The sequence below is a fragment of the Marivirga sericea genome, assembly GCF_900177665.1.
Taxonomy (GTDB): Bacteria; Bacteroidota; Bacteroidia; order Cytophagales; family Cyclobacteriaceae; genus Marivirga; species Marivirga sericea.
Map to the genome: position 1 here is coordinate 273938 of NZ_FXAW01000006.1, position 12761 is coordinate 286698.

The window sequence follows — 12761 nt, forward strand, 5'->3', positions numbered from 1 at the left end:
GGGCCAACACACGTTTACCAAAGTATTCTATCCAAAGCACTTGAACAAAATCTATAGCTTTTTTAACCCCTTAAGCTCACCTTTTTCGGCCTCCATAAGACTAATAGCATAACCGCCACCGGGCACACAATCTATTGATATTTTCGACTTACTATTTACCCTATACTTATTGATTTCATAAGCCTTAGGATTTGTCTCCCAGTGAGCACCTTTTCCGTCCTTATAAACAATGGCCAAATACTCTTTCCCTTTTTCCAAGAAATCGAAATATATAGCGGAAGTACGTTCTTCTTCATCGTTGGTCCTGCCCACAAACCAATTGTTGCTGTTTTTATCTTTACGTGCGTAGGTTATAAAATCTCCAGGTTCTGCTTCTAAAACCAGTGTTTCAGACCAATCAACAGGTACATCCTTGATGAATTGAAAAGCATCCAAATATTTGTTATAAGTTTCCGGCAAATCTGCTGCCATCTGCAGTGGGCTATACATGGTGACATATAAAGCCAACTGTCTCGCAATTGTAGTTCTTACCCGCGAGCCATTATTAGGATTATACTGACTGACATCAGTTTCGAAAATACCTGGCGTATAGTCCATCGGCCCACCAATTTGACGAGTAAATGGTAAAATTGTGGTGTGATCTACATTATTTCCACCAAATGCTTCATACTCGGTTCCTCTAGCAGATTCGTTAGCTAATAAGTTAGGATAAGTTCTACGCAAGCCTGTCGGACGAACGGCTTCGTGTGCATTGACCATCACACCATATTCAGCTGCCTTTTTTACAGCGTATAAATAATGGTTAACTGCCCACTGTCCATAATGATGTTCTCCTCTAGGAATTATATCGCCTACATAGCCGCTTTTGACTGAATTGTAATTATGGTCTACCATAAATTGGTATGCTTTATCCATATGACGTTCATAATTTCGAATAGATCCAGAAGTCTCATGGTGCATCATTAATTTTACCCCTTTCGATTTTGCATAATCCCTTAATGCTTCTACATCAAAATCAGGATATGGAGTCAGGAAATCAAAAACATAATCTTTTGATTTATCAAACCAATCTTCCCAGCCTTCATTCCAGCCTTCAACCAAAACTTGGTCAAACCCGTGCTCAGCAGCAAAATCAATATACCTTTTCACTTTGGTATTATTAGCAGCATGTTTGCCATTAGGTTCCACTTTGGTGTAATCTGTCTCACCTAATTTAACACTCGGCAAATCAGCGTAAGCCCAAGAGCTTTTACCAGTAATCATTTCCCACCATACTCCAATATATTTTACAGGCTTGATCCAGCTAACATCCTCGTAAGCCACTGGCTCATTGAGGTTTAATGTCATATTAGAAAGAAGAATATCTCCTGCCTTTTCAGAGGCAATTATAGTTCTCCAAGGTGTCTGCGTTGGAGCTTGCATATAGGCCTTATTCCCGATTGCATCAGGTGTTAGATGAGAAGTAAAAACCATATTCTCATCGTCTAACTCTAAATGCATAGCCGAATAACCTACTAAAGCAGCCTCATGCAAATTGATATAAAGCCCTTTTTCTGACTTCATCATTAAGGCGGTTTGAACACCTGTTTCAGAAAATGGTGCTTGAGAAACATTTGGGGTTACCGCTTTCTCCATCAAACCTCTAATTTCAGACAGTTTCGAGCTAGTATAATCATATTCCTGCGTATCGTAATCACCAGCTATCCACCAAGCCTTATGGTCTCCAGTCATTGCAAACTGCGTTTTTTCTTCTTTAATAGTAAAATAAGTTAGATGCTCCTGTTGCGGAAATTCATAGCGAAACCCTAAGCCTTCGTTAAATAGACGAAATCTAATATTCATTAGACGATTGGTTTCTATTTGCTTAAGTGATACTACCAGCTCATTATAGTAATTACGGATAGTGGAAGTTTCTCCCCATACTGGAGTCCATGTTTCGTCAAAAGTAGCCGTCTCTGAAGCAATTATTTCAAAGTTTTCTGAAAGATTTTCCTCTTCTACCAAGCCCAACCCTAAACTACTAGGCTTAATGATAGCTATTTGTTTATAATTAAGTTGGTAAGTAGGTTTACCTTCTTCTAAACTAAATTTCAATTCAAAGTTTCCGTTTGGCGAATTCAAATCTTGAGCCATTACGAAAGATGGTAAAAACAACAGAATTATTAAGATATAGCGCATCATAGTTTTCATAGGTTTTTGCATTAGAGAGTAAAATTAGTAAATGTTCATTTGCAAAACAGGTATTAGTGTCCTTTTTACACTAAGTTGTAGCATAAATCTTTACTGGCCTAGAATAGCTTTTCTATGAAGGTATGAGATATAATATTATGCCACTCTCAAAAAACTTCACCATGTGTCTGCTTTATCAGTTTTTTAGCCAAAGAAGGGAATTTATTTACAAATTGTATGGATAGACCTGCTCTTAGTTGATTACCAAATAAATTTTGTGTTTTTCTTCCTACCCAAAGTCTTTTCGAAAAATTATGTTGCCATACTTTATCATACTCAGATTCCACACTCTCTCGATTCAACTCGCCATGGTAGAAATCAACAATGATTGAACTTGCTAAGTAACCACTATGAATTGCCATTGCCATTCCGTTTCCACAGAGCGGAGTGATCAGCCCGGCGGTATCTCCGGCCATGAGCATATGATTTTCAACGGAGGCTTTTTTTTCAAATGAAATCTCATTGATGACTTCAGGCTTTTCTAAAAGCATCTCCGCATTGAGTAGTAATTCTTTGAGAAGTGGGTTTTCGTACAGTACCGCCTCTTCCATTGCCACTATATCTCCATACTTCTTTAGATTTTCTCTTCTACTCAAATAGCATATATTAACTTTATCATCCTCTACATGACTAACTCCACAATAGCCCCCTTTAAAATTATAAAGGCCAATCACATCCTTTGGAAAATCAATTTTCGCATGATATTTCACACCCAAGAAAGGTGATTTCTTTTTAATAAAATTGCGTTCAAAGGTCTTATCAAGTTTTGACCTTTTTCCGTAAGCATTAATGACAAAATCAGCATTTAATTTCTGCCCCCCTTTGAGGCTTACCGTGAACTCGTTTTCAGCAAACGCAGTATCAATTACCTCTGTTTTAATTTTGACTTCTACACCTGCTTCTCGAGCCTTTTGATACAAAAACTCATCAAATTGGTATCGACTAATTCCAAAACCGCCTAAAGGCAAATCCAATTCTGCCAAATTTCCCTTTATATCTGATAAATTAAAGCGAGTAAGATCGGATGGATTTAAATGTTCAGGAAATAAATCCATTCTTTTGAGGAATGGTTTTACTTCATTCGAAATGTACTCCCCACAGACTCTATGAAAAGGATATGTCTTCTTTTCAATCAGAACGGTGTTTATTCCTGATCTCTGTAAAAAAATGGAAGAAATTAGTCCCGCCAAACCTCCACCGACAACTATTACCTGCTTCTTATTTTTATCCAAAATACTGTTTTTATATAACTCTTAAACACTCTCTTCGTCAAGTAGTTTTGTATTATAAAATTAAAATTCATAAAAATACTACATTCAAGCTGAAAAGCATGGTTTTTGGAGTGCCACGACTGGAAAAATCATTACCTTTGTGGCTTGTTTAAAAATATGTGGACAAAACTAGCGCATAACGTAATAAAATATAGATTGCCTCTGATTATCATTTTGGCCTTGGTGACCATCTTTATGGGTTATCGTGCTCGAAATGTTGAGCTTGATTATGACTTGGCAAAACTGGTTCCAGAGACTGATGAAGATTATAAAGCTCTAAAAGAATTTGAGAAAAATTTTGGAGTAGACGATAATATCTTAGCACTTGGTATTAAAGATAGTTCTCTTTATACTCCGCAGTCATTTGCGCGACTTCAGTATTTCTCTAATGCGTTAAAAGACGTAAAAGGGGTTAATAACATTCTCTCTATTGGGAACTTACAAAAGCTTCAAAAAAATACTGAAGAACGGAAATTCGAAATGCAACCGCTAATTACGAGTTTACCGGAAGATCAAGGCACACTGGACAGTCTACTTCAAGAAATAAAAAATCAAAAGTTCTTCTCTTCGCAATTGCTTAATGCTGAAAATGGTGCTACAGCAATTATTATAACCTTAGATGAAAATATCTTTAACTCCCCGGAACGAGAAAGATTAATGTCCGACATTACTCAACTAGGTGATGCTTTTGAAGAAACAACAGGTATCGAACTGCACTATGCTGGATTACCTTTTGTGAGATCCACCATGATGAGCAAGGTTCGTCAAGAAATAATCCAATTACTGGTTTTATCGGTTATTGTAACTGCAATTATCTTATTAGCCTTTTTCCGCTCTTGGGATGCTGTATTATTTCCGTTACTGGTCATTTTCTCCGTAGTAATATGGTCAGTGGGAACGCTAGATTTATTAGGCTACAAAATCACAATACTGACAAGTCTAATCCCTACCATTATAGTCGTCATAGGGATACCTAATAGTATTTATTTATTGAATAAATACCATCAGGAATTTGAGGAACATGGTAACAAAATAAAAGCGATCAGCACCATTACCAGAAAAATTGGTATCGTTACGCTAATCACTAACTTTACTACAGCAGTAGGATTTTTAGTGTTAGCTTTTACTGACATCAAGCTTTTAACAGAATTTGGTATAGTGGCCGGAATAAACATATTTGCCACATTTATAGTCAGTATCATTTTAATTCCAGCAGTATTTTCCTACTTGCCTGAGCCTGGCAGAAAGCAATTGAAGCACATGAACTTCAAAATGACCGACTATGCTTTGCGATGGCTGAATAAGTCGGTTCATTATCACCGAACTATTATTTACTTTATTACCTCTATCATCATAATCTTTGCATTCATTGGAGGATTTCAACTGAATTCTATTAGCCACATGGTGGATGATTTACCTAAGGATGGAAAAACAATCCAAGACTTAAGATTCTTTGAAAATAATTTTAGCGGCATTATGCCATTGGAAATAGTTATTGACACCAAGAATAAGAGAGGAATCATTCAAAGAAACACCTTAAGAAAAGTTGACCAATTTCAACAATTTCTAGACAGTATTCCATCAATTAGCCAACCTATTTCGGTAGTTAACATGGTGAAAGCTGCTAGACAGGCTTATTACAATGGAAATCCTACCTTCTATGATTTGCCGACTTCAAGAGATTATAATTTTATCATGCGTTATCTTCAGCAAGATGAAGATGATATATCTGTGATGAATAATTTCACAGACGAGGAACTCTCAACTATGAGAATTTCTCTGAAAATTGCAGACATTGGTTCCGACAAAATGAATACGCTCTTGGAGGAGTCTATTAAGCCCAGAATGAACGAAATTTTTGCGGGGGAAGACTTTGATATATCTATCACAGGAACAACTCCTATTTTCATCAAAGGGAATGAATACTTGGTAGAAAATTTGAGGTTTAGCCTTCTAATAGCGTTTGCCATTATTGCGATCGTAATGGGTATTCTATTCCAGAATCTCCGAATGATCATCATTTCATTAGTCCCTAACGTCATTCCACTACTGATCACAGGTGGATTAATGGGTTATTTGGGTGTTCCGCTAAAGCCAAGTACAGTATTAGTATTTAGTATTGCATTTGGTATATCCGTTGATGATACCATTCACTTTTTAGCGAAATACAGACAGGAATTATTTGCCAATAATTTCTTTGTGCCATTAGCTGTAACGAAGACTTTAAAAGAAACTGGAAAGAGTATGATTTACACTTCTATCGTGCTTTTTGCAGGTTTTATTATTTTTATCACCTCAAGCTTTGGAGGCACAGTAGCATTGGGAGCATTAACTTCCACTACATTATTAGTGGCCATGCTAACCAATTTACTAGTGTTGCCTTCTCTCTTGCTCACTTTCGATGACGGGAAACGTAATAAAGGAAGCCACCCATTGATTGAGCAATATGATGAGGACTTCTATATGGAAGAAGAAGATGAAGAAATTAATATTAAGAGAATTAAAAAAGCAGAACCTAGAGCTCCTTTCAAACCGGAAGGACAGAAAAATTCATAAAAATGGGTCAATATAAAGAATACAAAAACCTCAACTATGCCGAGCTGGCAGATGAAGTCTTAGACTTTTGGAACAAGAATGATATTTTCCAAAAATCGATGAGCACACGAGAAGGGAAACCCACTTTTACTTTTTATGAAGGACCTCCTTCAGCAAACGGTACTCCGGGCATTCATCACGTAATGGCTCGTGCTGTAAAGGATATTTTCTGTCGGTATAAAACATTGAAAGGTTTCCAGGTTAAAAGAAAAGGTGGATGGGATACTCATGGTTTACCCGTTGAACTGCAGGTGGAAAAGGAATTAGGCATTACCAAAGAAGATATTGGCAAGAAGATTTCAGTGGCTGAGTACAATGACAGATGTAAAAAAGCTGTTATGAAATTTAAAGGCGAATGGGATGATTTAACCCGAAAGATGGGCTACTGGGTTGATTTAGATGATCCGTACATCACCTTCGATCGTAAATACATGGAAACCCTTTGGCATTTGCTAAAGAAATTCTACGATAAAGACTTATTATATAAAGGCTACACCGTTCAACCTTACTCACCAGCTGCTGGAACAGGCTTAAGTTCACATGAGTTAAACCAGCCTGGGTGCTACCGTGATGTAAAAGATACGTCCATCACTGCACAGTTTAAGTTAAAAAAAGACGACAGGTCGGCTTTCCTTTTTGAAGAAGAAAATGAGGATGTTCGCTTTATCGCTTGGACTACAACACCTTGGACTTTACCTTCCAACTGTGCATTGGCTGTAGGGGAAAAGATAGACTACGTGAAAGTGAAAACTTTCAATCAATATACTTTTAAGCCAGTATCAGTGGTGATGGCAAAAGATTTGGTAAACAGCCATTTCAAAGCGAAAGCCAAAGATTTGAAATTGAAAGATTATAAGGAAGGTGATAAACTAATTCCTTTCGAAATAGCTCAAACTTTTAAAGGCAAAGATATAGTGGAATGCCGCTATGAGCAGCTGATGAAATATGTTACAAATGATGCCCTAGAAAAGAGCGCATTTAGAGTGATCCCGGGTGATTTTGTAACCACAGAAGACGGTACGGGTATTGTGCATACTGCTTCAGTTTTTGGTGCTGATGATTTCAAAGTAGCCCAACAAAATAATGTACCGGCGGTTATGGTTAAGGATGACCAAGGTAAAGATGTTCCACTTGTTGACAAGCAGGGACGATTTGTAACTGAGGTAACAGATTTTGCAGGTAAATTTGTAAAGGAAGAGTATTATGATGATGAAACACGTAAAGATGCAGACTTCAAACCAACAGATGTTTTAATTGCAATCAAATTAAAAGAAGATAATAAAGCTTTTAAAGTAGAAAAATACGAACACAGTTACCCTCATTGCTGGAGAACTGATAAGCCAATATTATACTATCCATTAGATTCTTGGTTCATCAAAACTACCGCCATGAAAGATCGATTGGTGGAATTGAACAAAACCATCAATTGGAAGCCTGCTTCGACAGGAGAAGGTAGATTTGGGAACTGGCTAGAGAATTTAGTAGACTGGAATTTAAGTAGATCGAGATATTGGGGAACCCCTTTGCCAATTTGGGTCACAGAAGACCGAAAGGAACAGATATGTATTGGTTCTTTGGAGGAGTTAAGAAATGAAGTAAATAGATCTGTGGAAGCAGGTTTTATGAAAGAAGAATTGGCAGAGGATTTTGATTTGCATCGTCCTTATGTGGATGATGTAATTCTAACTAGTTCTTCTGGTCAAAAAATGTTTCGTGAACCGGATCTAATCGATGTTTGGTTTGATTCTGGCGCTATGCCATTTGCACAATGGCATTATCCATTTGAGAATAATGAAACTTTTGAGAAAAACTATCCTGCTGACTTTATTGCCGAAGGAGTAGACCAAACACGTGGTTGGTTCTTTACTCTGCATGCTATTTCAGGAATGCTGTTTGACTCGGTAGCCTATAAAAATGTTATTGCAAACGGTTTAGTATTAGATAAAGAGGGCAATAAAATGTCCAAAAGATTGGGTAATGCCATCAACCCATTCGAAACTTTAAAGAAGTATGGTCCCGATGCCACGCGTTGGTACATGATCGCCAATGCCAATCCATGGGATAATTTGAAATTCAATTTGCAGGGAGTAGAAGAAGTGCAACGTAAGTTCTTTGGCACACTGCAGAACACCTATAATTTCTTTGCTCTATATGCTAACTTAGATGGCTTCACTTTTGAAGATAAAAGCATTCCCTTAGAAAAGCGTACTGAAAGTGACCGTTGGATTTTATCCAAACTCAATTCATTGAAGAAAGCAGTAGATGCTGCTTACGATGATTATGAGCCTACCCGCACTGCTCGTTTAATTCAGGATTTTGTTCAGGATGATGTTAGCAACTGGTATGTTAGACTAAACCGTAAAAGATTCTGGAAAGGGGAATACAATGAAGATAAAAAGGCTGCTTACCAGTCTTTATATGAATGTTTGGAGAGTATTGCCATATTGAGTGCTCCAATTGCACCCTTTTACATGGATAATTTATTCCAAAGCTTAAATACAATAAGCGGAAGAATGAAAGAAGAATCTGTTCACTTGGTAGATTTTCCGATAGCGGATGAAAGTATTATCGACAAGGATTTGGAAGAGCGCATGTTCTTGGCTCAGCATATCAGTTCCTTAACGCATAGCATCCGTAAGGCACAGAAAATAAAAGTGAGACAACCACTTCATAAAATTTTGGTACCAGTACTAAGCGCCAAAAATCGTCAGCAAATTGAAGCTGTGGAGGATTTAATTATCTCTGAGGTGAATGTGAAATCTATCGAATATATCGATGATGCTTCTGGTGTTTTGGTGAAAAATGTTAAACCGAACTTCCGTAAATTGGGTCAGCATTTTGGTCCAAAAATGAAGGCAGTTACCCAAATTATCAATCAATGGGGACAAGAGGAAATTGCTAAAATTGAGCAAAATAATGCTTTCGAAATACAAGTAGATGGAGAAAATCATACGCTGACTTTGGAAGATGTGGAAATCAGCTCTCAGGATATTCCAGGCTGGTCTGTTGCTTCTGAAGCGGGAATTACTGTTGCTCTGGATATTAGTTTGGATGATGATTTAAAAAGAGAAGGCTTTGCCAGAGATTTGGTTAACCGCATCCAAAACCTAAGAAAAGAAAAAGGCTTGGAGGTACAAGACAAGATCGCAGTAGCCGTAAAAAAAGGAAATGATTTAGTAGATACAGCCATTTCGCAAAACAAAGATTACATTTGTTCCGAAACTCAGGCAGTTTCATTAGATTTAGCTGAAAATTTAACCGAAACCACTACATTAGAAATAGACGATTTAATTGTTGAATTGTCATTAGTGGTGAAAAACCAATAACAGTGAAGTACACAAAATATTTTTTACTGACATTCTTTTTAATAGCCCTTGACCAAGTTGTAAAGCTTTGGGTTCATTTTAATATGGAAATGGGTATTGCTGGTCAAATCGAGGTCTTTGGCGAATGGTTTAAATTATACTATACGCTGAATCCGGGAATGGCTTTCGGAATGCAGTTTGGTTCTGAATATGGAAAGCTAGGGTTAAGTTTGTTCCGCTTAGTAGCTATGTTTTTCATTGCTTATTACCTATATAAACTAGCAAAAGAGAAGACCCATCCGGGAGTTTTATGGAGTATGGCTGCAGTTTTAGCAGGAGCTATAGGAAATTTAATTGACAGTATTTTTTATGGCGTCTGGTTTGACAATGCCCCTTATAATGCCATTTCCCCATGGTTTCATGGGCAAGTTGTCGACATGTTTTATATTGACATCTGGGAAGGGAGAGTAGCAGATTGGATACCATTATGGGGAGGAGATTACATTTCCCTTTGGCCAATCTTCAATGTAGCAGATGCTTGTATTTTTTGTGGTGTGACAGTGATCTTAGTCTTCCAAAAGAAGTTCTTCAAGGCGGTAAAGAATGAGGTCAGCGAAAGCTAAAAGTAAATAATACCAGATTAAATAGAAATCAATAGCGCTATAGATATCGTAGACATACTTTTGTTAGGCAAAGCTTTCATCAAAAAAATTGTCTAAGCTTTTTTTCAGTTCGAGACTAGAGTCCTTATTTGAATGAGTGATAGTACCAGCTACTTTATCAAAATCGTAATCTTTACTCCAGTTTTCATGATTCTCAGCCAATTCCTGTATAGCCCTAAGGATAAAATTTATTTCAGAATCGGTATGAGTAGGATGAATGGATAATCGAATCCAACCGGGTTTGGAAGAATAGTCTCCATAATTGATCTTGTCAGTAATACTCTTGGAGTTTTCTTGCGTGACATGAAGTAAATAATGCCCATACGTCCCAGCACAAGAGCAACCACCCCTTGTTTGAATTCCATATCTATCATTGAGCATTTTTACTGCTAAATTGTAATGGAGATCATCTATATAGAAAGAAATGACTCCTAATCTATCTTTTTGATCAGCTGCTAAAAGATGCAGATTAGGAATACTTTTAAGCTTAGGCCATATGAGATCTATAATTTCTTTCTCTCTTTTTTTAATGTTATCAACTCCCATCTCATCTTTCAACTGCATGCACATTGCAGCCTTTATGGTTTGAAGAAAAGCCGGAGTTCCACCATCCTCTCTGGCCTCAATATTTTCTAGATATTTATGTTCTCCCCAAGGATTCGTCCAATCTACAGTCCCACCGCCTGGATTATCAGGAACAGCATTTGAATACAAATGCTTATTGAAGAGGAGTATCCCTGTTGTTCCAGGACCTCCTAGAAATTTATGAGGAGAGAAATAAATAGCATCAAGGTACCCGTTTACAAACGAGTCAGGATGCATATTAATTTCTACATAGGGTGCAGAGCAAGCAAAATCTACAAAACACAGTCCATGGTACTCATGAATTAACTCTGCAATCTGCGTATATGGAGTCATTATTCCTGTCACGTTTGAGCAAGAAGTTATGGCAGCAATTTTCAATTTACGGTGATCATACTCTTCAATTTTCTCTCTAAAATTCTTTAGGGAAATTAAACCATCCTCATCTGGCGGAACAATCACTACATCAGCAATGGTTTCTATCCAACTAGTTTGATTGGAGTGATGTTCCATGTGTGTTATGAATATTACAGGTCTATCCACATCCTCAATTTCAATAGCATTTTTAAAAGATTCATGGATTCTTAAACCTAATATTCGCTGGAATTTATTGACAACCCCGGTCATTCCAGAATCTGAAGAGATAAGAATATCATCTTTACCAGCACCCACATGCGACTTAATTATGTCTTGAGCTTTATGGTAAGCAAAAGTCATCATAGAACCAGTAAAATTGGTGTCCGTATGGGTGTTAGCAACGAAAGGCATAAGGTTTTGCTGGATTCTTTCTTCGATTGGCAAGTACAAACGGCCGCTAGCAGTCCAATCTGCATAGACAAGAGGGATAGCACTATGAAGAGGTGTATTGATAACACTATCATAACCAATTATTCCTTTGCGGTATTTTGAAAAGTATTTTTCCATACTACTATCACATAAGCAAAATGCTGATGCACTGCATTTTTAGCAATTTGTTCACTTAACGAACAAGATATGGCTTTTCCAAATCATTCACAATCGATTGAAATGCCTATTCGTTAAAAAACAGCAAACTATTTCTTTATTTTCTCTTATTTAAAAAGCCAGATATATTGAAATACCAAACTTCACTGATCACTTTAATCATCGATCGGAGCTTTACAAAAAGTAGATGCAAGAGAACAAAATTACAAAATGAAACTAGCGCTACAGGAATACTTTAATACTAGTTGTTATCAATCATAAATCGCAAAAACCTCTGGATTCAGCTTGAATATTTTTGAACCAATTATACTATTCAGTGAATTTTTCCAACTGCTTAATACATTTTTTTTGAGCCTTAAGGATATCTTTATAGATATTCTTATCCTGCTCTGATTCATCAGCAGCTTCATATTCATTCACTGCTTTTAGGTAATACATTTTGGCGTTTAGCGCCTGCTCTACCATCATATTTACCTCCGCTAAAACAAAATATTCTTTGTAAGAAGGGTTTTCTTTTTGTTCTACTAACTCAATCACCTTCAATAAACAGGTTTCCGCTTTGACCCTATGCTTATCAGCAAATTTTATAGGTAAATCAAAATCTTTGAAAAGTAGCAAATGAGTAGTCGCTTTACTTTTTAGGCACAGCAAATTCTCTGGGTCTATCTCTAGGGCTGTATTGAAGTTCTTTACCGCTTCTTGTTCTTTTCCCTTTACAAACTGAAGTGCCACACCTTTGTAATAATAGCCATCTGAAGTCTCAGGAGATAATTTAATTAATGCATCTGCATAAGTGGCTAAACGATCAAAATCTTTTGCTCTTTCAAGAACTTGACAAGCTAAAAGCGTTAAATCCAAGTTTTTAGGTTCCTCTTCTAATGCAGGAATTATCTTGTTAAGCGAAGGCTTTACCTTCCCTGAATAATATAAAGTTTTAAGTGATTCGTAGGTATTATTGTTTCCCTCTTTCTTGTTCTCCGCTGTGCCCATTATTATCTCTGCTTAAATTTATTCAGACTCTATATCCTGAGTTATATTTCTGTATCTGAAATACAAAGTTACGAAACCTATGACTTATCAAAAATATATAGTGAATTCTATTAATAATTCTTTTGCCTGACAGCTCGCTTTAGGACTCTACATATTGCAAATAG

The 12761-nt window shown here is 36.8% G+C and carries 7 protein-coding genes; 3 read left to right on the forward strand and 4 right to left on the reverse strand.

All coding sequences use genetic code 11. The features are described from left to right. Positions 1 to 51: 51 nt before the first annotated feature. A complete protein-coding gene (locus tag B9Y84_RS14870) occupies positions 52 to 2202 on the reverse strand; it encodes a glycoside hydrolase family 97 protein (protein WP_221406434.1) in 2151 nt (716 codons plus the stop codon). 134 nt (positions 2203 to 2336) lie between these two features. Beyond that, on the reverse strand, positions 2337 to 3461 hold the full coding sequence (locus B9Y84_RS14875; protein WP_085518184.1) for an NAD(P)/FAD-dependent oxidoreductase: 1125 nt from the start codon (positions 3459 to 3461) through the stop codon (positions 2337 to 2339). A gap of 156 nt (positions 3462 to 3617) precedes the next feature. Between B9Y84_RS14875 and B9Y84_RS14880 the strand changes: the two genes are divergently transcribed. From B9Y84_RS14880 to B9Y84_RS14890, 3 genes are read left to right on the forward strand one after another with little or no spacing between them, the layout of a single operon-like run. Next, positions 3618 to 6056 carry an efflux RND transporter permease subunit gene (locus B9Y84_RS14880; protein ID WP_085518185.1) on the forward strand — a complete coding sequence of 813 codons (2439 nt, stop codon included), beginning with the start codon at positions 3618 to 3620 and terminating at the stop codon, positions 6054 to 6056. A gap of 2 nt (positions 6057 to 6058) precedes the next feature. Further along, positions 6059 to 9421 (forward strand): isoleucine--tRNA ligase, encoded by a 3363-nt coding sequence (ileS, locus tag B9Y84_RS14885; protein ID WP_085518186.1) that lies wholly within the window; start codon positions 6059 to 6061, stop codon positions 9419 to 9421. Between the two features lie 2 nt (positions 9422 to 9423). Beyond that, on the forward strand, positions 9424 to 10023 hold the full coding sequence (locus tag B9Y84_RS14890; protein ID WP_085518187.1) for a lipoprotein signal peptidase: 600 nt from the start codon (positions 9424 to 9426) through the stop codon (positions 10021 to 10023). 63 nt (positions 10024 to 10086) lie between these two features. Here B9Y84_RS14890 and B9Y84_RS14895 read toward each other — a convergent pair whose 3' ends face one another. After that, positions 10087 to 11568, reverse strand: a complete 1482-nt coding sequence (locus B9Y84_RS14895) for an aminotransferase class V-fold PLP-dependent enzyme (protein WP_085518188.1) — start codon at positions 11566 to 11568, stop codon at positions 10087 to 10089. Between the two features lie 348 nt (positions 11569 to 11916). Next, positions 11917 to 12597, reverse strand: coding sequence for a tetratricopeptide repeat protein (locus tag B9Y84_RS14900; RefSeq protein ID WP_085518189.1), 681 nt, complete (start codon positions 12595 to 12597; stop codon positions 11917 to 11919). Positions 12598 to 12761: the final 164 nt, after the last annotated feature.